Here is a 23,667-nt window from a genome sequence, read left to right as displayed (position 1 = left end):
TGCGGTCTTTTTTTATGCCGCCGCATGAGCGGCGAGTGCCGCGATTCCTGCGCTATTCTGCGGCCAGAGGCAGATCCATGAAATTGTTATCGGGCATCGCCATCAGTTCGGCTGAAAACCGCGCCAGATCGTCCGCCAGGGCGTCGAAACCAGATGATCTCTGGAACGTCCGCTCATTCATGTAGAGCCCCCGATTGACCTCGATCTGCAGCGCATGCAGATGGCGCACTGGGCGGCCATAGTGCTCCGTGATGAAGCCTCCGGCATAGGGCTTGTTGTGGGCGACGCTGTAGCCCATGCCGGTGAGCAGGCCGATCGCGGTCTCGGTCAACGCCGCCGCGGCCGAGATGCCGAAACGGTCGCCGACGATGAAATCCGGCCGCAATCCGCTGTCGCCGACCCTTATGCTTGCCGGCATCGAGTGGCAGTCAATCAGCACAGCATAGCCGAAGCGCGCATGGGTTCTGGTCAAGAGCCGTTTCAGCGTCTCGTGATAGGGCTTGTAGACCGCTTCGATGCGCGCCACGGCCTCCGCCAGCGGCAAGCGGCCGGAATAGATGTCGAGCCCCTCGCCTACAAGTTTGGGCACGGTGCCGAGTCCGCCGGCCACCCGCGCTGAGCGGATGTTGCAGAATGACGGCACCGGTTCGGCGAACATGCGCGGGTCGAGTTCCCACGGCTCCCGGTTGACGTCGAGATAGGCACGCGGGAAGTTTGCCGCCAGCATCGGCGCCCCTAGCGCGACGGCACCGCCGAACAATTCCTCGACATAGCAGTCCTCGGAGCGACGGATCGCGTTGCGGTCCAGCTTGGCCATCGCCATGAACCGGTCCGGATAGTAGCGGCCGCTATGCGGCGAGTTGAAGAGGAAGGGAACGCGCTGTTCGGCGCCCGATCGGATTTCGAAGGGTGGAACGACCGAAAAATCCTCGGCTGCCGTTTTCAATTTGAACGAACCCGGGAATACCAATGCATCATGATAGGAAGGTGCCACCTCGCCGCTCGCATGTCCAGCCGCCGAAGCGCCAGCCAAATCAGGATTGTGCGCCCAACGTTCACTTGATGTTTACCGTCACCTCCTCATATACAGCATGGTTAACGGGCTTGCCGCACGGCATTGTCGGTTGGGTGATTCGGACGGGACAAGATGGCACGCATTCTGCTGGCGGAAGACGACGACGACATGCGCCGGTTCCTCGTCAAGGCGCTGGAGCGCGCCGGTTATCAGGTCAGCGATTTCGACAATGGCGCCAGTGCCTATGAGCGGCTGCGCGAGGAGCCTTTTTCGCTGCTTTTGACCGACATCGTCATGCCCGAGATGGATGGCATCGAGCTCGCCCGTCGCGCCACCGAGATCGATCCTGACCTCAAGGTGATGTTCATCACCGGCTTCGCCGCCGTCGCGCTGAACCCTGACTCCAAGGCGCCGAAAGACGCCAAGGTGCTATCGAAGCCGTTCCACCTGCGCGACCTCGTCAACGAGGTCGAAAAGATGCTGCAGGCCGCCTGACGCGCTTTTTGTCGCGTCTTGACCGACGAGAGCAATTCCAGGAAAAGTGTGAAGCGGTTTTCCGTCCGGAATTGCGTCAAACACAGAAACAGACCAGCCATTCTTTCCCCTTTCCCGCTATTGACGTGCCGAACCAAAAATGGTGTATGCGCGGCTTCGGATGGGCGTGTAGCTCAGCGGGAGAGCACTGCATTGACATTGCAGGGGTCACAGGTTCAATCCCTGTCACGCCCACCATCCAGACAATCCCTCAATTGGCCGTCGGTATTTTCATCCGCTGGCGTTCCCGGCCTCATCCGATCCTGATGCCGAGCTCGCCTATTCCAGCCTCAGGCCGCGCCGAGGCGGAGATCACCGGTCTCGACGTGCTGGAGAAACCACGCATAGGTCTGTTCCAATCCGCTGCGCAGCGAGTAGCGCGGGCGCCAGCCGGTGGCGAACAGGCGCGACACGTCCATCAGCTTGCGCGGCGTGCCGTCCGGCTTCGTCGCATCGAATGTTATTGCGGCATCGGCGCCGGCAACCGACACGATGGTGCGGGCAAGGTCGGCAATGGTGATGTCTTCCCCCGAGCCGACATTGATGTGGCTGTCGCCCGAATAATTCTTCAGCAACCAGACCAGCGCGTCGGCGGCGTCGTCGACATGCAGGAATTCACGCATCGGCGTGCCTGATCCCCACACCTCCAGGCTCTTGCGGCCGGCGCGCTTGGCCTCGTGCGCCTTGCGCATCAGAGCGGGCACGACATGGCTGGAATTGAGGTCGAAATTGTCGCCCGGACCGTAGAGATTGGTCGGCATCGCCGAGATGTAGTCGACGCCGTGCTGGCGCCGATAGGCCTGGCACAGTTTCAGCCCGGCGATCTTGGCGATCGCATACCATTCGTTGGTGGGCTCGAGCGGCCCGGTCAGCAAGGCGTCCTCGGAGATCGGCTGCGCCGCGAATTTGGGATAGATGCAGGATGAACCGAGAAACAGCAGCTTCTGCACCTCGTTGCGGAAGGCGCTGTCGATGACATTGTTCTGCATGACGAGATTGTCCTGCAGAAAATCCACCGGAAGCCTGTTGTTGGCCAGGATACCGCCAACCTTGGCCGCCGCCATCACCACTGCATCCGGCTTGCAGTCGGCCATCCAGCGCCGCACGCCGGCCTGGTCGAGAAGATCGAGCTCGGCGCGCGAGGCGGTCAGGATCTCGCAATCCTCGTCGGCCAATCGGCGCAGGATGGCCGAGCCGACCATGCCGCGATGTCCGGCCACGAAAACACGCTTGCCCTGAAGGTCGAAGGTCATCAGCTTACCCCAATGCAGAACGGCAGCTATGCCAGTTGGCCGGCGGAGCGCCGGATCGGCTTCTCTGTTGCCGGACGCATACCGCATACAGATTTGCCCAGACAAGGCAAATCGCAAAGCCACGCGAAGCAACCTTTGGATCGGACGCTGTAGCGCTCGCGATCAGACGCCCGCTACCGCGCAGAGGCTTGTCATTCTGGCAATGGCAAGCTCGGGGTCGGCCAGCAACCCTGCCTGGTCGGCAAGGCGAAAGACATCGGAATAGTGGCGGATGCCGCGCGCCGATTGCATGCCGCCGATCATCGAAAAATGCTCCTGGTGGCCGTTCAGCCATGCCATGAAGACGATGCCGGCCTTGTAATATTCGGTCGGCGCCTCGAAGATTTTGCGCGACAGCGGCACTGTCGGCGCCATCAGCGTGTCATAGCCGGCGCGGTCGCCGTCGGCCAGCTTTGCCAGCGCTGCATTGGCGACCGGCGCGATCGCATCGAAAATGCCGAGCAGCGCGTGCGAATGTCTGTCGCCGTCGCCGGCGATCAGCTCGGGGTAATTGAAGTCGTCGCCGGTGAACATCACCACGCCCTCGGGCAGCCGGTCCCTGAGCGCGATCTCCTTGCCGGCATCGAGCATCGATATCTTTATGCCCTCGACGGTGCCGGCGTGACGTTCGATGATCGCGATCACCGTCTCGAGCGCAGTTTCGAAATCGCTGCTGCCCCAATAGCCTTTCAGCGCCGGGTCGAACATGTCGCCCAGCCAGTGCAGGATGACCTTGCCGGATGCCTGGGACAGGATGCGGTCGTAGACGCTGGCATAATCGTCGGGGCCTTTGGCGATCGCCGCAAGCGGGCGGCTGGCCATCATGATCACCTTGCCGCCAAGCCCTTCGATGAACCCGAACTGCTCCTCGTAGGCCGCGATGACATCGTCGAGCGTGCTCGCCGCCCCCGCCGTCAGATGGTCGGTGCCTGCGCCTGACGCGAGAGCGGCGCCCTCGACGCTCCGCGCCTCGGCGATCGAGCGGCGGATCAATTCCCTGGCATTTACCCAGTCGAAGCCCATGCCGCGCTGCGCGGTATCCATCGCTTCGGCGACACGGAAGCCGAGCCGCCAGAGGTGATGGCGAAACGCCATCGTCTTGTCCCAGTCGACCGCCGGCCTCGACCATGGATTGGTCATGGCGAAAGGATCGGCGACGACGTGGGCCGCGGCGTAGGCGATACGCGAGAACCGCGCGCCGGCCACAGGCTGCACCGGCTGGCCGATAAGCCGGTAGAGGATGCGGCCGCCGCCTTCCCCGGGCAAGGTGATGTCCATGGCTTTCTCCTTCCCAGCGCCTATTAAGTGGAACGTTCCAATAAATCAAGAGACTTTGCCGCCCTGCCTCGCGCAACTCAAATTGCTGCATCGCAGCAGGTGAAAGCCGTGCTTACTGGACGATTGTGCCCACTGAGCCGCATTTTTCTCGGGTTCGCAAAAACACGATTGACTCAAATGCCTCGCAGAGATTAGATCGTTCCAATAAAAATCGCATAAGAAACCTCCGGGAGGACAGATCTGGATGGCCAGCCGGGCCAAGGCAACGATACTCGACATCGCCCGTGAGGCGGGCGTGTCCAAATCGACGGTATCGCTGGTGTTGCAAGGCAGCCGGCTGATCCGGCCTGAGACCGCGCTCAAGGTGCGCAAGGCGATCGAGGATGTCGGCTATGTCTACAACCGCGGCGCCGCCAATCTGCGCAAGGCCCATTCCAACGTCATCGGCATGGTCATCAACGATCTTACCAATCCGTTTTTCGCCGAGATGGCGGTCGGCATGGAGCGCGTCTTCCAGTCGGCCGGGATCGTGCCTTTCATCGCCAACACGGCGGAGAGCCCGGTGCGCCAGGAAGAGGTTCTGAAATCGCTGATGGAGCAGGGTGTCGCCGGGCTCGTCGTGTCGCCGGCGCGCGGCACCACGCCGGGCGCGTTCCGCCGCCTTGAGACCGCAGGCGTTCCGGTCGTTTTCGTCATGCGCCGCCTCCCCGAAAGCCGCATCCCGGTGATCACGCCCGACAATCATCGCGGCGCCTATCTTGCCACCGCCCATCTGATCGGCAAGGGCCACTGCCGGCTGGCCTTCTTCGGCGGCTCGTCCGACCTTGTCGTCTACCACGAGCGGCTGGGCGGCTTTCGCGCGGCCTGTGAAGCGCTCGGCATCGCACCAGCCGACAGGCTGGTCTTTGAGGGCGAAACCAGCCGCAAGGGCGGCATAGCCTGCCTGGAAACCGCGCTCGCCATGGCCGCGCCGCCGACCGCGGCCCTTTGCTTCAACGATGCGGTCGCCTTCGGCGTCTTGCTGGCGCTGCGCAAGCGCGGCCTGGAACCCGGCGCGGACTTTGCCGTCGTCGGCTTCGACGACGTCGCCGAGGCCGAGCACTACATGCCGGCGCTGACCAGCGTCGCGGTGAACACCGCCGGCCTCGGCGAGCGCGCCGCCCATGTCGTGCTGAAGATGATCCAATCGCGCACCACGCGCGCCGAGGATCATATCGGCGCCGTCAACCTCGTGGTCAGGGAAAGCTGCGGCCCCGATCGCAAGGAGCATGGCTGCGCAGGAATGGGAGACGCGGCATGACCGTCAGTTGGGGGCTGATCGGCGCCAGCACGATCGCAAGACAGTTCATGATCGGCGCCATCCGCGCGCGGCCGGACGGCGAGATCGCCGCAGTGATGAGCTCCAGCCCGGAGCGCGCCGCCACCTACGCTCGGGAAAACCGCATTCCGGCGGCGGTCTCGACGCTTGATGAATTGCTCGGCTCCGACATCGACGCCGTCTACATCTCGACCACCAACGAATTGCATCTCGAACAGGCACTCGCCGCCATTGAGGCGGGAAAGCATGTGCTTTGCGAAAAGCCGCTGGCGCTGACCAGCGCCGACGCCCGCAAGATGGTCGCGGCGGCCAGGGCCGCCGGCGTCGTGCTCGGCACCAATCACCATCTGCGCAATGCGGGCTCGCATCGGGCGATGCGCGAAGCGATCGCTGCCGGCCGCATCGGCAGACCGATCGCCGCGCGCGTCTTCCACTCCGTCTATCTGCCGGAAAACCTGCAGGGCTGGCGCATCACCAGGCCGGACGCCGGCGGCGGCGTGGTGCTCGACATCACCGTCCACGATGCCGACACGCTGCGCTTCGTGCTCGGCGACGATCCCGTCGAGATCTCGGCGTTCACGCAATCGGCCGGCATGGCCGCCTGCGGGCTGGAAGACGGCGCCATGTGCCTCTGGCGCTTCGCATCGGGCGTCATCGCCCAGTCGCATGAGGGCTTCACCACCAGATTCGCCGGCACCGGCTTCGAGGTGCATGGCAGCGAAGGCTCGCTGATCGCCAGGGATGTGATGACGCAGAAGCCGGTCGGCTCGGTGTTGCTGCGCACGGCACAGGGCGAGGAGGAATTGAGCTTCGACCGCGAAGATCTCTATGCCCGTTCGCTGCGCCAATTCCACGCGGCGATCCGTGGCGAGGGCCAGCCTTCCGCCACCGGCGAAGACGGCGTCTGGTCGCTGACATCAGCCGAAGCGGCATTGCAATCGGCCAGGTCCGGCAAGGCCGTTGCCATCGACCCGAAGCTCGGGAGTGCTGGATGAGCAAGCTCGTGTCCGCGGCTGAGGCTGCCGGCCTGATCAGGGATGGCGTGGTCGTTTCCGTGTCGTCGTCGAGCGGCCTCGGCTGCCCGGATGCGGTGCTTGCCGCGATCGGCGAGCGCTTCGACGCCGAAGGCCATCCCAAGGACATCACGACGCTGCACCCGATCGCCGCCGGTGACATGTACGGCATCAAGGGCATCGATCACTTAGCCAAGCCCGGCCTGTTGAAGCGCACTTTGTGCGGTTCCTATCCTTCCGGGCCGTCATCTTCCGAACCACCGCAGATCTGGAAGATGATCGGCGACAATTCGGTCGCTGCTTACAACGTGCCGTCCGGCATCCTGTTCGACATGCATCGCGAAGCCGCCGCCAAGCGTCCCGGCGTGCTGACCAAGGTCGGGCTCGACACCTTCGCCGACCCGCGCCACCAGGGCTGCGCCATGAATGCTGCCGCCAGCGAGCCGATCGTTTCGGTGCAGCAGTTCGATGGCGAGGAGTGGCTCTATTTCCGCGCGATCGTGCCGCAGGTCGCGGTCATTCGCGCCACCACCGCCGACGAGCGCGGCAACCTCACCTATGAGCATGAAGGTGCCTATCTCGGCGGCCTCGAACAGGCGCTGGCCGCCCGCAACAATGGCGGTATCGTCATCGCGCAGGTCAAGCGCGTCGTCGAGAACGGCACGCTGAAGCCACACGATGTGCGCGTGCCCGGCGTGCTGGTCGATCATATTGTCGTGGCGCCCGACCAGTTGCAGACGACGCTGACGCCCTACGATCCGGCCATCTCCGGCGAGATTTTCCGGCCGCTGTCGAGCTTTCGCAACGCCGAGATGAACGTCCAGAAGGTCATCGCCCGCCGCGTCGCCATGGAGCTTGCCGACGGCATGGCGGTCAATATCGGCTTCGGCATCTCGGCCAATGTGCCGCGTATCCTGATCGAGGAAGGCCAGCACGGCAAGGTCACCTGGGTCATCGAACAGGGGGCGGTCGGCGGCGTGCCGCTGCTCGACTTCAAGTTCGGCTGCTCGTCCAATGCCGACGCCTTCATGCCCTCTCCGCACCAGTTCATCTATTTCCAGGCCGGTGGCTTTGACGCCTCGCTGCTGTCCTTCCTGCAGATCGACCGCCACGGCTCTGTCAACGTCTCGAAGCTTTCGGCGCGGCCCCACGTCACCGCCGGCGCCGGCGGCTTCGTCGACATCACCGCGCGAGCGAAGAAGATCGTCTTTTCCGGTTTCTTCAACGCCGGTGCCAAGCTGTCGCTTGCTGATGGCGGCATCCGCATCGACCAGGAGGGCAAGGTCAAGAAAGTCGTCGGCGAAGTCGAGCATATCTCCTTCTCGGGCAAGCGTGCCGTCGCGCAGGGGCAGGACATCACCTATGTCACCGAGCGCTGCGTGATGAAGCTGACGCCGGCGGGGCTGATGGTGACGGAGCTGGCGCCGGGCATCGACCTCGAGCGCGATGTGCTGGCGCAGGCCGAGATCCCGCTCGCCGTCGCCAACGACCTGAAAATCACACCGGATGCGCTCTACCGGGACCGGCCGATCGGCCTGTCGCTCAATGGCGGCGCCTCGCTTGGAGGCGCCCATGGCTGAGCGCCTCGTCACCTTTGAAACCGACGGCGCCATCGGCACAATCACGCTGCGCCGGCCGGAGAAATTCAACGCCCTCGACATCCCGATGCTGCGAGCGTTGGAAGCAGCACTCGACGAAGCCGAGGCGGCGGACGGCATCCGCGTCGTGCTGATCTGCGGCGAAGGCAAGGGCTTTTGCGCCGGCGGCGACGTCGAGGCATGGGCAGAAATGAGCGCCGCCGATTTCCAGGTGCAATGGGTGCGCTACGGCCACCGCGTCTTTGATCGGCTGGCGCGGCTGCGGCAGCCGACGATCGCCGTGCTTGCCGGCCATGCGCTGGGCGGCGGGCTGGAACTGGCGGCGGCTGCAGACTTCCGCGTGGCGGAAACACAGGTGAAGCTGGGGTTCCCCGAAACCTCGATCGGCGTCGTTCCCGGCTGGTCCGGCACCCAGCGCGCCGTGCGCCGCTTCGGCGCGCAGGCAGTGCGGCGGATGGCGCTCGGCGGCGAAGTGTTTCTGGCTACCGAGGCTCTTGCTCTGGGGATTGTCGACCGGGTGGTCGAGACCGGTAAGGCGTTCGCCGAAGCCAAGGCCTGGGCCGGCAAGATCGCCGAGCGCGGCCCGCTCGCGACCGAAGCCGCCAAGCTGATGATTGCCATCGCGGAGGGCGAAGAGAGTGCTGCCGCGACCGAAGCGCTGGCCAGCGGCTTCATCGCGCTGACAAGCGATCTCAGGACCGGCGTCGAGGCTTTCAGCGCCAAGCAGAAACCGGCGTTCTCAAGATCTTAGGAACCTGAAACTCACATGAACGCACCTCTCAACATCGCCATGCCCGCCGAGGCAGCCGCAGCGCCGAAAAGCTACCGGCTGCTGATCGGCGGCAAGTTCGTCGATGCCCAGGACGGCCGCACGCTGGAGCGCCGCAGCCCCGGCCACGGCTTCACCGTCTCGCGCTATGCACAGGCCGGCGCGGCGGACGTCGAGACGGCGGTACAGGTTGCCCACAAGGCCTTCGAGACCGGCCCCTGGCCGCGCATGAAGGCCGCCGAACGCGCCGCGATCCTGCTCAAGGCTGCTGACCTGATCGAGGCGCGGCTGGACGAGATTGCCCGGCTCGACGTGCTGGAATCCGGCAAGCCGATTGCCCAAGCGCGCGGCGAGATCGGCGGCGCCGTCGACATCTGGCGCTATGCCGCGGCACTTGCCCGCACGCTTCACGGCGAAAGCTACGCCAATCTCGGCGACGCCATGCTCGGCGTCGTGCTGCGCGAACCGATCGGCGTCGTCTCCATCATCACGCCGTGGAATTTCCCGTTCCTTATCGTCAGCCAGAAACTGCCCTTCGCGCTCGCCGCCGGCTGCACGGCGGTGATCAAGCCGAGCGAGATGACCTCGGCCTCGACTTTCGTGCTCGGCGAGATCCTGATGCAGGCCGGCCTGCCGGATGGCGTCGTCAACATCCTTGCCGGTCTGGGCGCCGATGTCGGCGCACCGATGGTCAGCCACCCGCTGGTCGAGATGGTGTCGTTCACCGGCTCCACCCGGGTCGGTAGGATGACCATGGCCTCTGCTGCCAACTCGCTGAAGAAAGTCTCGATGGAACTCGGCGGCAAGAACGGCCAGCTTGTCTTTCCCGATGCCGACCTCGAAGCCGCTGCCGACGCGGCGGTATTCGGCGGCTTCTTCAACGCCGGCGAATGCTGCAATGCCGGCAGCCGGCTAATCGTCCATGGGGCGATCGCCGACGACTTCCTCGGCGCCGTCAAAGCACTTACTGCCAAGATGGTTGTCGGCGACCCGCTCGACGACCGCACCAAGGTCGGCGCGATGATCTCCGCCGACCATGTGGCCAAGGTCACCGGCTACGTGACGGCAGCGGAAAACGACGGTTGCCGGATCTATTGCGGCGGCAAGCAGCGTGCTTCAAGCGCCGGCCAGTACCTTGATCCGACAATCGTTCGCGACGTCACCGAAGACATGGCCATTGCGCGCGAGGAAGTGTTCGGGCCGGTGCTCTCGGTGCTGACTTTTGAATCGATTGAAAGGGCGTTGCGCATCGCCAACAACACGCCCTATGGTCTGTCGGCCGGCGTGTGGAGCGCCAGCATCGATACCTGCATGTCGGTGGCGCGGAATGTGCGTTCGGGTACCGTTTGGGTGAACACGTTCATGGAAGGTTATCCCGAACTGCCTTTCGGCGGCTACAAGCAGTCCGGTCTGGGACGCGAACTCGGCAAGCGCGCCGTCGAGGATTATACCGAGGAAAAGACAATCCAGTTTCATCGCGGCCAGCGCACCGGATGGTGGGTCGGCTGAGTTGGGAAGAACCCGGTGGCCATCCGCCGGTCGTTGTAAGTTCAACAAGGGAGGAAGTACATGTTGCGCAAACTGCTTATCGGGACGGCTCTCGCAGCGGGCGTTGCGTTCGCGGCCCATGCCGAGGACGTCAAGGAAGTCCAGATGCTGCATTGGTGGACGTCGGGCGGCGAAGCTGCCGCTCTGAACGTGCTCAAGCAGGATCTGGCCAAGGAAGGCTTTGCCTGGAAGGACGTGCCGGTGGCCGGCGGTGGCGGCGACGCCGCCATGACCGCGCTGAAGGCGATGGTGGCGGCCGGCAACTACCCGACCGCCTCGCAGATGCTTGGCTATACCGTGCTCGACTACGCCGCGGCCGGCGTCATGGGCGACCTGACCGAGACGGCGATAAAGGAAGGCTGGGACAAGTCCGTTCCCGCCGCCCTGCAGAAATTCTCCGTCTATGACGGCAAGTGGGTCGCGGCTCCGGTCAACGTCCACTCGGTCAACTGGCTGTGGATCAACAAGGCGGTGATGGACAAGATCGGCGGGACCGAGCCCAAGACCTTCGACGACTTCATCGCGCTGCTCGACAAAGCCAAGGCGGCGGGCGTCATCCCGCTCGCGCTGGGCGGCCAGAACTGGCAGGAAGCGACCATGTTCGACTCGGTCGTGCTGTCGACCGGCGGACCTGAGTTCTACAAGAAGGCCTTCAACGACCTCGACGAGGAATCCCTGAAGTCCGACACGATGAAGAAGTCGTTCGACAATCTCGCCAAGCTCGTCACCTATGTCGACCCGAACTTCTCGGGCCGCGACTGGAACCTCGCCACCGCCATGGTCATCAAGGGCGACGCCTTGGTACAGGTGATGGGCGACTGGGCCAAGGGCGAATTCAACGCCGCCAAGAAGGTCCCGGGCACCGACTTTCTCTGCTATCGCTTCCCGGGCACCGACGGCAGCGTGATCTACAACTCCGACATGTTCGGCATGTTCAAGGTTCCGGAAGACCGCAAGGCCGCCCAGATCGCTCTGGCCACCGCAACTCTGTCGAAGAGCTTCCAGTCGGCCTTCAACGTGGTCAAGGGCTCGGTCCCGGCCCGCACCGACGTGCCGGACACCGACTTCGACGCATGCGGCAAGAAGGGCATGGCCGATTTGAAGGCCGCCAACGAAGGCGGCACCCTGTTCGGCTCGCTGGCGCAAGGCTACGGCGCCCCTCCGGCGGTTGCCAACGCCTACAAGGATGTCGTCTCGAAGTTCGTCCACGGCCAGATCAAGACCTCGGACGAGGCGGTGACCCAACTGGTCAGCGCGATCGAAGACGCCAAGTAAGCACCCGCCCATGTGAACGATCTCCCCGGCGCAAGCCGGGGAGATCCCCTGCGGAGGGGTTTTGCGGTTGCGCTGACCGGCACGCTTCGTGCCGCAGAGGCCGCGACGACAGAATTCCGGACCCGCGATACGGAATGGATCGATGAGCATAGTTGCTGAAACCAGTATCACGCTGACGCCGGAGCACGACGCCCGTCCGGGCGCTTCGGTGCGCTCGCGCCTGCAGGATGCGCTGCCGAAGCTCGTGCTGGCGCCGAGCTTCGCCGCCACCATCGTCTTCGTCTACGGCTTCATCCTGTGGACGATCTATCTGTCCTTCACCAATTCCAAGACCTTTCCCTCCTATGCGATCACCGGGCCACGCGCCTATCAGCGGCTGTGGCGCTGGACTTTCGAAAGCGATCCGCCGTCCTCCTGGTACACCTCGATCACCAATATGGGGATTTTTGGCTTCCTCTATATTTCCATCTGCCTGGCGCTCGGGCTGTTCCTGGCGATCCTGCTTGACCAGAAGATCCGCGGCGAAGGCATGTTGCGGCCGATCTATCTCTACCCGATGGCACTGTCCTTCATCGTCACCGGCGTTGCCTGGAAATGGTTTCTCGACCCCGGCCTCGGCCTCGAGCAGACGCTGCACCAATGGGGCTGGACGAGCTTCCATTTCGACTGGATCAAGAACAAGGACTTCGTCATCTACACTGTGGTCATCGCCGGTGTCTGGCAGGCGTCAGGCTTCATCATGGCGATGTTCCTGGCCGGCCTGCGCGGCATCGACGGCGAGATCCTGAAGGCGGCGCAGATCGACGGCGCCACCACCTTCCAGCTCTACCGTCGCATCGTCATCCCGCTGCTGCGGCCGATCTTCCTGTCCGCCTTGATCGTCCTCGCGCATCTCGCCATCAAGTCCTACGATCTGGTCGTCGCGCTGACCAGCGGCGGGCCGGGCGGCTCGGCCTGGCTGCCGTCGAACTTCATGTATGAGTACACCTTCAAGCGCAACGAAATGGCCGTCGGCTCGGCCAGCGCCGTGATCATGCTGATGACTATCACCGCGATCATCGTTCCCTATCTCTATTCCGAGCTTCGGGAGAAGCCGCGATGAGCGCCATAGCCACTCCTGCTCGCCAGAGCACTGGCGGTATCAGCGCCAGGACGGTCAACCGTATCGTCATCTACGGGCTGCTGGCGCTGTTTGCGCTGTTCTATCTGATGCCGCTGCTCGTCATGCTGGTGACCTCGTTCAAGACCATGGACGAGATCCAGAACGGCAACATGCTGGCGCTGCCGCAGGCGCCGACCTTCGCACCCTGGATAAGGGCATGGAGCGAAGTCTGCTCGGGTCTCACCTGCGTCGGCATGAAGGGTTATTTCTGGAACTCGATCAAGATGGTGGTTCCGGCGGTCATCATCTCGACCCTGCTCGGCGCGCTCAACGGCTATGTGCTGACGAAGTGGCGCTTTCGCGGGGCGACGCTGGTGTTCGGGCTGATGCTGTTTGCCTGCTTCATCCCGTTCCAGTCCGTGCTCTTGCCGATGGCAACGATCCTCGGCAGCCTCGGCCGGTTCGGCGTCAAGCTGCAGAACGCGACCGGCTTCACCTTCGGCTTCGGCAATCCAACCGTGAACCTGGTGTTCGTTCACGTCGTCTACGGCATCGGCTTCACCACCCTGTTCTTCCGCAATTATTACGAAGCGTTTCCGAACGAGCTGGTGAAGGCGGCGCAGATCGACGGCGCCAGCTTCTTCCAGATCTTCCGGCGCATCATGCTTCCCAACTCGCTGCCGATCATCGTGGTGACGGTGATCTACCAGTTCACCAACATCTGGAACGACTTCCTCTTCGCCTCCGCTTATGCCGGCTCAGGCGACGTGATGCCGATGACGGTGGCGCTGAACAACGTCGTCAACACCTCGACCGGCGTCGTCGAATACAACGTCAATATGGCGGCGGCGATGATCGCCGCGCTGCCGACGCTCCTCGTCTATGTGCTCGCTGGCCGCTATTTCGTGCGCGGCCTTATGGCCGGCGCCGTCAAAGGATAATCGCATGGCTTTTCTGGAAATTGACGGGCTGAAGAAGCGGTTCGGAGCGGTCGAGATCCTGAAAGGCATCGACCTCGACCTGGAAAAGGGCGGCTTCCTCGTGCTGGTCGGGCCTTCCGGTTGCGGCAAGTCCACGCTGCTCAACACCATTGCCGGCCTGGAAACCATCACCGAAGGCGAAATCCGCGTCGACGGACGCACGATCAACGATCTCCACCCCTCCAAGCGCGACATCGCCATGGTGTTCCAGAGCTACGCGCTCTATCCGAACATGACGGTGGCCGGGAATATTGCCTTCGGCATGGAGATGCGCGGCGTGCCGGCCGATGAGCGCCAGAAAGCGATCGACAAGGTGGCAAAGGTCCTGCAGATCGGCCATTTGCTGAAGCGCAAGCCAAGCCAGCTTTCCGGCGGCCAGCGCCAGCGGGTCGCCATGGGTCGGGCGCTGGTGCGCGATCCAAAGCTGTTCCTGTTCGACGAGCCTTTGTCCAATCTCGACGCCAAGCTGCGCGTCGACATGCGCATCGAGATCAAGCGCCTGCACGCCACCACCGGCACCACCATCGTCTACGTCACGCACGACCAGATCGAGGCGATGACGCTGGCCACCAAGATCGCGGTGATGCGCGACGGCGAGGTGCAGCAGTTCGGCACACCTGCTGAAATCTATAACAATCCGGTCAACCTGTTTGTTGCCGACTTCATGGGCTCGCCGGCGATGAACCTGATCCCGGCGACGATCGGCAGCAACGGATCCGGCTTCTCCGTCGTCATGGAGCGCGAGGCGCGCCAGCCGATCTCGCTGCCGCTGGCCAATGCGCCGGCCGGCCTGTCGGCATTCCACGGAAAACCAATCATCTTCGGCGTCCGCCCGGAAGCACTGACCGATCCCGAAGGCGCCGAACGCAACGCCTCGAACATCGCCCGCGCCGACTGTCACATCGAGGTCATCGAGCCGGCCGGCTCGGATACGTTCGCGGTTACCAATCTCGGCGGCAAGGCGGTGGTGGCGCGGCTGCGCGCCGATGCCAACATCCAGCCCGGCACGGTCACGCCGCTCGCCTTCAACCTGACCAAGGCGGTGTTCTTCGATCCGGCGACCGAGAAACGCATCGTCTGACGGCCATGACAAATCCAGACATCGTCATCATCGGCTCCGGCATCGGCGGCGCCACGATCGCCTCCGGCCTTGCCGGCAGTGGCGCCTCGATCCTGATGCTGGAACGCGGCGAAGCCCTGCCGGCAACCCCGCACGCACGCGACACCCGCGCAATCTTCGTCGATGGCCACTATAGGCCGAAGGAGATGTGGCTCGAGGCCGGCGGAGCGCCTTTCAACCCGGGCAATTACTACTATGTCGGCGGCAATTCGAAATTCTACGGCGCGGTGCTGATCCGCTACCGCAGGGAAGACTTTTCGGAGATGGAGCACTATGGCGGCATCTCGCCGGCCTGGCCGTTTTCCTACGAGGAATTCGAACCCTGGTATTCCAGGGCCGAGCAGCTGTACCGCGTGCGCGGTGCACTCGGCGAAGACCCGACCGAGCCGTTCCACTCGATGCCCTACCCTTTCGGGCCGGTGCCGGACGAGCCGCCGATCGCGCGTGCCCGCGCCGAGCTCAGGAGCCTGGGCCTGCACCCGGCATCGCTGCCGCTCGGCGTCGACCTCGAAGCCTGGCTGAAAGACGGCAGCACGCCGTGGGACGCTTTTCCCAACACCGGCGTCGGCAAGGTCGACGCCCAAACGGGGCCGCTGACCGCCGCCCTTGCCGACCAGAACATCAAGCTCGAGACCGGCGCCCACGTCGAACATCTCGAGGCATCGCCGGATGCGAGGACAATCGCCGCCGTCCATTATCGACAGAACGGTACGCTGAAGAAAGTCGCGCCGAAGTTGGTCATCCTATCGGCCGGCGCAGTCAATTCCGCCGCCATCTTGCTGCGCTCGCCCACCCCTCAGGGCAGAGGCGGTGGCAAAGGCCTGGCCAACCGCTCCGACCAGGTCGGCCGCAACTTCATGAACCACAATTCGAGCGCCATGCTGGCGATCGATCCACGCCGCCGGAACAAATCCGTCTACCAGAAGACGCTGATGCTGAACGATTATTATCTGTCCGACGGCAGGGGCGGCAAGCCGCTCGGCAATGTCCAGCTCCTCGGCAAGATCGACGGCAATATCCTCAAGGCCAATGTCAGGCGCGCGCCCAAATTCGCGCTCGATTTCATGGCCGGCCACGCCGTCGACTGGTATCTGATGTGTGAAGACCTGCCCGATCCCGAGAGCCGCATCATGGTCGACGGCAAGGACATCGTCATGCAGTGGCGGCGCTCCAACATGCAGTCGCTCGACGGACTGACCAAGGTGATGCGCGAGAATTTCCGCGCCTGCGGCTATCCGATCGTCCTGTCGCGGCCGTTTGACAAGCGCACGCCCTCGCATCAGTGCGGCACGGTGAAGATGGGCAACGATCCAGCGACCTCGCCGCTGGATCCGTTCTGCCGCTCCTTCGACCACAGCAATTTGTTTGTCGTCGATGCCGGCTTCCTGCCGAATTCGGCCGCCGTCAATCCGGCGCTGTCGATCGCCGCACAGGCGCTGCGCGTCGCCGACCACATCCGCAAGACGGAGCTTGCAACATGAGCCGCCCGGCAGCCATCGTCACCGGCGGCGCGCGCGGCATCGGCCTTGCTTGCGCCGAGGCGCTGGCCGATGCAGGCTTCGACATCCTCGTTGCCGACCTTGCCGGCGAAGCCGCCGACGAACTCGCCGCCGACATCACCGGGCGCGGCGCGAAATTTGCCTATGCCAGCAGCGACATCGCCGACCTCGACGGCCATGCAGCGCTGATCGATGTCGCGACAAGCGCCTTCGGCCGCATCGACTGCCTGGTCAACAATGCTGGCATCGGCACTGTCCTGCGCGGCGATCTGCTCGAGCTCAAGCCGGAAAATTTCGACCGGGTGCTCGGCATCAATCTGCGCGGCACGGTGTTCCTCAGCCAGGCCGTCGCCAAAGCGATGCTAGGCCTGCCGGGCGATGGTGCGAGATCGATCATCACCGTCACCTCGGTCAGTGCCGCCATGGCCTCGCCGGAACGTTGCGACTACTGCATTTCCAAGGCCGGGCTTTCGATGTGGGTGAAGAACCTGGCGCTGCGGCTTGCCACCGAAAACATCGCCGTGTTCGAGGTGCGGCCGGGCATCATCCGCACCGAGATGACCGCGGGTGTCACCGCCAAATATGACGCGCTGATCGAGAGCGGGCTGGTGCCGGCGATGCGCTGGGGCGAGGGCCGGGATATCGGTGCCGCCGTGGCGGCGCTCGCCAGCGGCAAGCTCGGCTTTTCGACCGGCTCGGTCATCAATGTCGACGGCGCGCTGTCGGTGCCGAGGCTATGAACAGGTGACGCCATGACCGACTACATAATCGTCGGCGCCGGCCCGGCCGGCTGCGTACTCGCCAACCGGCTGAGCGAAGATCCGTCGCATCAGGTGCTGCTGCTCGAAGCCGGCGGCAAGGACTGGCATCCGCTGATCCACATGCCGGCCGGTTTTGCCAAGATGACCAAGGGCATCGCCGCCTGGGGCTGGTCGACTGTGCCGCAAAAGCACATGAAGGACCGCGTCTTCCGATACACGCAGGCCAAGGTGATCGGTGGCGGCTCGTCGATCAACGCCCAGATCTACACGCGCGGCAACGCCCGCGACTACGACGCCTGGGAGAAGGAAGAAGGTCTTGCCGGCTGGGGCTATCGCGACGTGCTGCCCTATTTCAAACGCGCCGAGAACAATCAACGTTATGCCAACGATTTTCACGGCGACCAGGGCCCGCTCGGCGTGTCGAACCCGATCGCGCCGCTGCCGATCTGCGAGGCCTATTTCCGCGCCGGGCAGGAGATGGGCATCCCCTTCAATCCCGACTTCAACGGCGCCAGCCAGGAGGGCGTCGGCTATTACCAATTGACGCAGAAGGACGCAAAACGCTCTTCGGCCTCGGTCGCCTATCTCCGGCCGATCCGCGAACGCAAGAACCTGACGGTCAGGACCGGCGTTCTGGTGACGCGCATCGTCGTCGACAAGGGCCGCGCCATCGGCGTCGAGATCGTCGACAGGCCGGGCGGTCAGGCAGCGATCCTGCGCGCCGAACGCGAGGTGATCGTCTCGTCCGGCGCCATCGGCTCGCCGAAGCTTTTGATGCAGTCGGGCATCGGCCCGGCCGACCATTTGAAGGCGGTCGGCGTGACGCCTGTGCACGACCTGCCAGGCGTCGGCTCCAATCTGCAGGATCATCTCGACCTGTTCGTCATCGCCGAATGCACCGGCGATCACACTTACGACAACTACGCCAAGCTGCACTGGATGGCGTGGGCCGGCCTTCAGTACCTGCTCCTGAAGAAGGGCCCGGTGGCCTCCAGCCTGTTCGAGACCGGCGGCTTCTGGTACGCCGATCCGACCGCCGCCTCTCCCGATATCCAGCTGCATCTCGGCCTCGGCTCCGGCATCGAGGCCGGCGTCGAGAAGCTGAACAATCCGGGCGTGACACTGAATTCGGCCTTCCTGCGCCCGCGCTCGCGCGGCACGGTGCGGCTGAACAGTGTCGACCCGGCAGACCGCCCGCTGATCGATCCGAACTATTGGTCCGATCCCTATGACCGCGACATGTCGATCAAGGGGCTGAGGCTGGCGCGCGAGATCATGCGGCAGAAAGCGCTGCAGCCCTATGTGCTGCGCGAGGTACTGCCGGGACCCGACCTGCAGAGCGGCGACGAGCTGTTCGACTACGCCTGCCGCAGTTCCAAGACCGACCACCACCCGGTCGGCACCTGCCGCATGGGTTACGATGCGATGAGCGTGGTGACGCCGGAGCTCAGGCTACGTGGCATCGATGGCCTGCGTGTCTGCGACGCCTCGGTGATGCCGCGCATCCCCTCCTCGAACACCAATGCCCCGACGGTCATGGTTGGTGAAAAGGGGGCCGATCTGATCCTTGGCCGCGAGCCGCTGCCGCCGGCGGTGTTTTCCACCAACCGAGCGGCATGAGGGACAAGGAATGATCCGGCACTGTGTTTTCGTCAGATTCCGCAACGATGTCGCTAACGCCGAGCGGGCGGCGATCCATGCCGATCTCGAAGCGTTGCGGTCGATGATCGACGGCATGGGCAAGGTCGAATTCAGCGCCAACACCAGCCCCGAACCCTTCGCCCGCGGCTTCACGCACGGCTTCACCATCGACTTTCGCGATGCCGCCACGCGCGATGCCCATCTCGTGCATGAAGCGCATCAGCGAGCCGGCACCCGGCTGGTGGCGGCGCTCGAAGGCGGCACGGACGGCCTGATGGTGTTCGACCTGGAGATCGCGTGACTATCCCATTCTCAGCGCAACGACGCCGGCAACGATGCTAAGCACCGCGGCACCTCGCCATGCCGTCATCTTCTCGCCGAGCGCGAACACCGAGATCATCATGGCGAACAGGATCGATGTTTCGCGCAGCGACGCCACCGAGGCGATCGGCGCCTTGGTCATCGCCCACATCACGATCCAGTAGGCGCCGCCGCTGAGCACGCCGGTATAGATTCCTGCCTTCCAGTCGCGGGCCAGTACCGGCAGCGCCTGTGGGCCGCGAAAGACGACGCAAAGCACCAGCGCCCACAGCGCATCGCAGACGAACAGCCAGGCCGCATAGCTCGATGCGGTGGCGGCCAGCCGCGCGCCGCTGCCGTCTGACAGCGTATAGCTGGCGATGAAGATCGATGTGCCCAACGCGAAACCGACAGCGCGCAAGTTCAATTTCTCCAGATGCGCGCCGCCGCGAAACGACAGCACCAGCGTGCCCGCCGACAACAAGAGAATGCCGAGAATGGCGAGCGGCGCCGGCATCTCGGCAACCACCACAACGCCCCCCAAAGCGGCCAGCAAGGGCGCGGTGCCGCGCGCCAGCGGATAGGTCTGGGCGAAATCGCCGGCCTTGTAGGCGCCGATCAGGAACGTCCTGTAGCCCATGTGGAAGACAACCGAGGCGAGGATGTATGGCCACACTTCCGGCTTCGGCACCTCGACGAAGGGCAACGTCACCAGCGCGGCGGCACCCATGCCGAGCGTCATCAGCGTTATCGACAGGAAACGGTCGAGATGGACCTTGACCAGCGCATTCCAGATCGCATGCATGGAAGCGGCGGCGAGCACCGCGAAAAAGACAAACAGGCTCATCGGCGGTTCATCCGCCGCCCGTCCCTATGGCGATAGGCGTCTCCAGGTCGATATCGACCCAGAGCGGAAAATGATCGGAGGCGACTTGGCCGATATCGGCGCTGACCGATCGCACGCGCCCGGCAAACATGCCGCCGACGAAGCAATGGTCGAGCCGGCGCTTTGCGATCCTGCCGTCGATGGTCTTCACATGGGTGTGGAAGTCCGACGTCGGTTCGCGGGCGACGGCGGCGGCGTCGACAAAACCGTCGAGATAGGCGGCACCGCGATGATAGGGCGCGCTGCCGACGATGCGGCGGTACTCGGCGCTACCCGGCTCCATATTGAAGTCGCCCAACCAGATCGCCGCTACGGGGTTTTCTGGCTCCTGTTCGCCATTGCTCCAGTTGCGCGCCGGCTCGTCGTCGGCGCCGCTCCATGGGCCGCCCTCGGACCGCGCGCGGCGATGCTCGGCCAGCAAATAGTCGATCTGCTCCAGCCGCTCCTCGGCCGCGATATGCGCCAGATGCAGCGAAAAGAACCGCACCGGGCCGGCAGGGGTGCGGATCATGCATTCGAGTGCGGCGTTGCGGGTGTTGAGCGGACGCAGCGTGCGCCTGAGCGGCAGCGCGTGCAGCCGCGACCAGACGATCGGCAGCTTCGACAGAACCATGGTGCCGAATTGCCGCCGCCGGTTGACGATGCGGCCTTCACGCCTGTGGCTGGCATCCATGTCGAATGCCGGGCCGTAGACCCAATGGTAGTCAGGCAGCAATCGCGAAAGAAGTTCCGGCTGGTCGTCCTCGTTGCTGCGTAACCAGTGCCGCTCGACTTCCTGCAAGGCGATGATGTCGGCACCGGCGACGACCTTGGCGCAACGCGCCAGATCGTAGCGGCCATCGCCGCCGAAGCCGTACTGGATGTTATAGCTGACCAGCTTCATTGCTTATCCGGCTCAGTTTCCTGCTGGCAGTAGCCGTTCGGTGGATTGGTTGCAATGTGCAGCCGGACGGAGGGAGCTTGGGCCAGATGCTAAGTCGTCAGTGGCTGAAACCGCCCGGGCGGGGATGCCGCCAGTTCCGACCAGTCGATCTCTTCCTCGAGGCGGTGGTAGGCCTCGTCGCCGATCGTTCCGTCGATGCGCAGGCGCTCCAGCGCATCGCGCTGGCTCTTGATGGCATAAAGACGCAACCTGTCATACTCGGTCGCCGCCTGGGCATCCTCCGGGTTCTCGGCGATGGCTCGCTGGGCGGCATATTGCTCGCGCACCGCCCCCGCGGCGCTCGACGTCTTGCTGCTGAGCACGTCGAGCGCAGCCTGCATGATGGCGACGCGCGCCTGCGCCACCTCCCGGTCGACCGTTTGGTCGGGCTTGAGATTGAGCACACTCAGCAACGGCTTCAGGCTGACGCCTTGCAGCACCAGCGTGCCGAGCACGACCGTGAAAGCGGCGAGCACGATCGGATCACGGCCCGGAAAGTCGGCCGGCAAGGCGAAGGCTGCCGCAAGCGTCACCAGGCCGCGCATGCCGCACCAGCCGATAAGCACGCCGCCGCGAAATGTCGGCGCGTCCTTCCGCCTGTCCTCGTCGCCCAGACGTGCCAGCGCTCTGAGGATCGCGCCGCAGCCCAGCACCCAGACGAGCCGCGATACGATGACAATGGCCAGCACCGCCAGGGCAAAGACGAACGCCTCGCTTTGTCCTTGCTCGGCAAGTCGACCGACAATCGATCGCGCTTGCAGGCCCATCAGGACGAAGGCCAGGACGTTGAGCACGAACACCGCCGTCTCCCAGACCGAGTAGGAGCTGACACGATTCCTTGCCGGCATGCGGCGCGGCGATGTACGGGCGATCGTCATGGCATAGACGACGATCGTGATGATGGCGGACAGCCCTATCCTGTCGGCCAGGATCCAGACGCCAAAGGTTGAGGCGAATTGCACCACGGTGCCGCTCGCCGGATCGTCGATACGGCCGAGTATGGCGAGAGACAACCGGCCTAGCACATAGCCTGCGGCAAGGCTGCCGACCGTCGACAGCAGGATCATTGGTATGGCACTGCTCAATAGGATGGAGCCGGCGGCTGCGGAAACCGACATTCGGTAGATCAGCAGTGCCGTCGCGTCATTGAGAAGGCTCTCGCCTTCCAGGATGGCGGTGATGCGGTGCGGTACCTTGAACTGCCCGAGCACGGCCGCCGCTGCCACCGCATCGGGCGGCGCCACAATCGCGCCAAGCGCTATGGCGGCGGCGACGGGCAGGCCTGCCATCGTCCAGCCCACCAGAGCGACCGCCACCGTGGTGAAGATGACGGCGCCAAGCGCCAGCAGGATGAGCGAAACCTTGTAGCGGTTGAGATCGCGCAGCGACGTGTCGTAGGCCGCGTCGAGCAGAACCGGCGCGATGAACAGAGCGAGCGCCAGCTCCGGGTCGATCTCGATGGTCGGGGCAAACGGCAGGAAGGCGATGCCAGCGCCGGCCAGCGCCAACAATGAAGGATAGGGAATCTGCAGACGCCGCGACAGCGCGGTCAGGACGACCGCGATGAGAAGCAGGACAAGGGTGAGTTCAAAAAGCGCCATGCCTTATCGTAGCGGTGAAGCCGGGCGATTGGCACTGCAAAAACGGCAACGGCTTTGGCTGCTCGTGAATGGTGAATGGCTGCGTGCAGAGGAATTTCGGCGCGTAAAGCGCTTGCTCACCATTCACTATTCCCTCTTCCCCTAATGCAGCACCAGCATGTCGCCCGACGAGAACGAAATCTCGGCCTTTTCGCCGACGGCTGGCGGCGGCGTGGCCGGGCTGTTGAACGTGTCGAGCGAGACCGTGCTGCCGCCGATACCGACGCGCACCCGGATGACCGAGCCGAGGAAATGCACCTCGGCGATTTCGCCCGAAAGGCTGGAGTCGCGGCCGGGGTGGCGGCCGAGCGAAATCGCTTCCGGACGCAGTGCCAACGACAGCGTGTCGCCGGGTTTCGAGCCGTTGAGCTTGCCCTTGAGCGAAACCTCTTGCGAATTGACGCGCACCTTGCCCGAAGCCGCGTCGGTGACCGTGCCTTCAAGCACGTTCAGCGTGCCGACGAAATTGGCAACGAATTTGGTTGCCGGCCGGTTGTAGATCTCGAACGGCGTGCCTACTTGCTCGGCCTTGCCGCCATACATGACGGCAATGCGGTCGGAGATCGACAGCGCCTCTTCTTGGTCGTGGGTGACGAAGATGGTGGTGATGCCGAGCTTCTTCTGGATCGAGCGGATTTCCTCGCGCAGCGACACGCGCACCTTCGCGTCGAGCGCCGATAGCGGCTCATCGAGCAGCAACAGCTTCGGCTTCGGCGCAATTGCCCGCGCCAGCGCGATGCGCTGCTGCTGGCCGCCGGAAAGCTGGTAGGGATAGCGGTCGCCCATCTGCGGCAGCTTGATGATATCGAGCATTTCGGCAATGCGCCTGTCGGCATCGGCCTTTGGCATGCCGGCGACCTTCAGCCCGAAGCCGATATTCTGCGCCACGGTGAGGTTCGGAAACAGCGCATAGGCCTGGAACACCATGCCGACATTGCGCTGATTGGGCTTCAGCCGGGTGATGTCCTTGCCGGCCACGACGATCTTGCCGGCGGACGGCTCTTCGAAACCAGCGACCATGCGCAGCACCGTCGTCTTGCCGCAGCCCGATGGCCCAAGGAAAGAGACGAATTCGCCCGGCTCGACGTCGAGGTTGAAATCCTGCACCACGGTGATGGGGCCGAAGGATTTTCGCACATGCTGGATTGAGAGGAATGGCTCGGCCATGGCTTTCTT

Annotated in this window: 21 protein-coding genes and 1 tRNA gene; 15 read left to right on the top strand and 7 right to left on the bottom strand. The window is 64.1% G+C overall.

The window, feature by feature from the left end; translation table 11 throughout:
* Positions 1-52: 52 nt before the first annotated feature.
* On the bottom strand, positions 53-994 hold the full coding sequence (locus NKI79_RS03715; RefSeq protein WP_352799933.1) for an N-formylglutamate amidohydrolase: 942 nt from the start codon (positions 992-994) through the stop codon (positions 53-55).
* 153 nt (positions 995-1,147) lie between these two features.
* Between NKI79_RS03715 and cpdR the strand changes: the two genes are divergently transcribed.
* The gene (gene cpdR, locus NKI79_RS03710) at positions 1,148-1,510 is read left to right on the top strand and encodes a cell cycle two-component system response regulator CpdR (RefSeq protein ID WP_006199474.1); all 363 of its coding nucleotides are present in this window, start codon (positions 1,148-1,150) and stop codon (positions 1,508-1,510) included.
* 162 nt (positions 1,511-1,672) lie between these two features.
* A tRNA-Val gene (locus NKI79_RS03705) sits at positions 1,673-1,747 on the top strand.
* Positions 1,748-1,839: 92 nt separating this feature from the next.
* On the opposite strand, the gene fcl is transcribed toward NKI79_RS03705, so the two are convergent.
* Both fcl and NKI79_RS03695 read right to left on the bottom strand, forming a co-directional pair.
* Complete coding sequence (fcl, locus tag NKI79_RS03700; RefSeq protein WP_352799930.1) at positions 1,840-2,802, bottom strand: GDP-L-fucose synthase; 963 nt, start codon at positions 2,800-2,802, stop codon at positions 1,840-1,842.
* A gap of 162 nt (positions 2,803-2,964) precedes the next feature.
* On the bottom strand, positions 2,965-4,119 hold the full coding sequence (locus tag NKI79_RS03695) for a dihydrodipicolinate synthase family protein (RefSeq protein ID WP_352478197.1): 1,155 nt from the start codon (positions 4,117-4,119) through the stop codon (positions 2,965-2,967).
* Positions 4,120-4,363: 244 nt separating this feature from the next.
* Between NKI79_RS03695 and NKI79_RS03690 the strand changes: the two genes are divergently transcribed.
* The 13 genes from NKI79_RS03690 (at position 4,364) to NKI79_RS03630 (ending at position 19,044) form a co-directional block, all read left to right on the top strand.
* Complete coding sequence (locus tag NKI79_RS03690) at positions 4,364-5,419, top strand: LacI family DNA-binding transcriptional regulator (RefSeq protein WP_352478195.1); 1,056 nt, start codon at positions 4,364-4,366, stop codon at positions 5,417-5,419.
* Complete coding sequence (locus NKI79_RS03685) at positions 5,416-6,432, top strand: Gfo/Idh/MocA family protein (protein ID WP_352478193.1); 1,017 nt, start codon at positions 5,416-5,418, stop codon at positions 6,430-6,432. The genes NKI79_RS03690 and NKI79_RS03685 overlap by 4 nt, the downstream gene beginning before the upstream one ends.
* Positions 6,429-8,030 carry an acyl CoA:acetate/3-ketoacid CoA transferase gene (locus tag NKI79_RS03680; protein WP_352799927.1) on the top strand — a complete coding sequence of 534 codons (1,602 nt, stop codon included), beginning with the start codon at positions 6,429-6,431 and terminating at the stop codon, positions 8,028-8,030. The genes NKI79_RS03685 and NKI79_RS03680 overlap by 4 nt, the downstream gene beginning before the upstream one ends.
* Positions 8,023-8,799 carry an enoyl-CoA hydratase/isomerase family protein gene (locus NKI79_RS03675; RefSeq protein ID WP_352478190.1) on the top strand — a complete coding sequence of 259 codons (777 nt, stop codon included), beginning with the start codon at positions 8,023-8,025 and terminating at the stop codon, positions 8,797-8,799. The genes NKI79_RS03680 and NKI79_RS03675 overlap by 8 nt, the downstream gene beginning before the upstream one ends.
* A gap of 15 nt (positions 8,800-8,814) precedes the next feature.
* Entirely contained in the window at positions 8,815-10,326 is a 1,512-nt protein-coding gene (locus NKI79_RS03670) for an aldehyde dehydrogenase family protein (RefSeq protein WP_352799924.1), read from the top strand.
* A gap of 60 nt (positions 10,327-10,386) precedes the next feature.
* Positions 10,387-11,640, top strand: coding sequence for an ABC transporter substrate-binding protein (locus NKI79_RS03665; protein ID WP_254816907.1), 1,254 nt, complete (start codon positions 10,387-10,389; stop codon positions 11,638-11,640).
* A gap of 142 nt (positions 11,641-11,782) precedes the next feature.
* A complete protein-coding gene (locus NKI79_RS03660; RefSeq protein WP_254816906.1) occupies positions 11,783-12,742 on the top strand; it encodes a carbohydrate ABC transporter permease in 960 nt (319 codons plus the stop codon).
* The gene (locus NKI79_RS03655) at positions 12,739-13,683 is read left to right on the top strand and encodes a carbohydrate ABC transporter permease (RefSeq protein WP_352478185.1); all 945 of its coding nucleotides are present in this window, start codon (positions 12,739-12,741) and stop codon (positions 13,681-13,683) included. The genes NKI79_RS03660 and NKI79_RS03655 overlap by 4 nt, the downstream gene beginning before the upstream one ends.
* A 4-nt stretch (positions 13,684-13,687) precedes the next feature.
* Positions 13,688-14,803 (top strand): ABC transporter ATP-binding protein, encoded by a 1,116-nt coding sequence (locus NKI79_RS03650; protein ID WP_352478183.1) that lies wholly within the window; start codon positions 13,688-13,690, stop codon positions 14,801-14,803.
* Between the two features lie 5 nt (positions 14,804-14,808).
* Positions 14,809-16,323 carry a GMC oxidoreductase gene (locus NKI79_RS03645; RefSeq protein WP_352799920.1) on the top strand — a complete coding sequence of 505 codons (1,515 nt, stop codon included), beginning with the start codon at positions 14,809-14,811 and terminating at the stop codon, positions 16,321-16,323.
* On the top strand, positions 16,320-17,081 hold the full coding sequence (locus tag NKI79_RS03640) for a 3-ketoacyl-ACP reductase (RefSeq protein WP_352799917.1): 762 nt from the start codon (positions 16,320-16,322) through the stop codon (positions 17,079-17,081). Before NKI79_RS03645 ends, NKI79_RS03640 begins: the two co-directional genes overlap by 4 nt.
* 12 nt (positions 17,082-17,093) lie before the next feature.
* Positions 17,094-18,722, top strand: coding sequence for a GMC family oxidoreductase (locus NKI79_RS03635; protein ID WP_352799914.1), 1,629 nt, complete (start codon positions 17,094-17,096; stop codon positions 18,720-18,722).
* Positions 18,723-18,732: 10 nt separating this feature from the next.
* Positions 18,733-19,044, top strand: a complete 312-nt coding sequence (locus tag NKI79_RS03630; RefSeq protein ID WP_352799911.1) for a Dabb family protein — start codon at positions 18,733-18,735, stop codon at positions 19,042-19,044.
* Here the strand turns inward: NKI79_RS03630 and NKI79_RS03625 are convergent, their stop codons facing one another.
* From NKI79_RS03625 to NKI79_RS03610, 4 genes are all read right to left on the bottom strand, one after another.
* Positions 19,045-19,890 carry an EamA family transporter gene (locus NKI79_RS03625; protein WP_023675361.1) on the bottom strand — a complete coding sequence of 282 codons (846 nt, stop codon included), beginning with the start codon at positions 19,888-19,890 and terminating at the stop codon, positions 19,045-19,047.
* Positions 19,891-19,897: 7 nt separating this feature from the next.
* Positions 19,898-20,812 carry an endonuclease/exonuclease/phosphatase family protein gene (locus NKI79_RS03620; protein ID WP_352799908.1) on the bottom strand — a complete coding sequence of 305 codons (915 nt, stop codon included), beginning with the start codon at positions 20,810-20,812 and terminating at the stop codon, positions 19,898-19,900.
* An 89-nt stretch (positions 20,813-20,901) separates the two neighbouring features.
* Positions 20,902-22,452, bottom strand: coding sequence for a cation:proton antiporter (locus NKI79_RS03615; RefSeq protein WP_352799905.1), 1,551 nt, complete (start codon positions 22,450-22,452; stop codon positions 20,902-20,904).
* A gap of 141 nt (positions 22,453-22,593) precedes the next feature.
* Entirely contained in the window at positions 22,594-23,658 is a 1,065-nt protein-coding gene (locus tag NKI79_RS03610; protein WP_352799902.1) for an ABC transporter ATP-binding protein, read from the bottom strand.
* Positions 23,659-23,667: the final 9 nt, after the last annotated feature.

Origin of the sequence: Mesorhizobium sp. M0340, from assembly GCF_040321535.1 — a bacterium.
Classification (GTDB): Bacteria; Pseudomonadota; Alphaproteobacteria; order Rhizobiales; family Rhizobiaceae; genus Mesorhizobium.
Note: the sequence above shows the minus strand (reverse complement) of the source record. Positions and strands in the feature narration are given on the sequence as shown.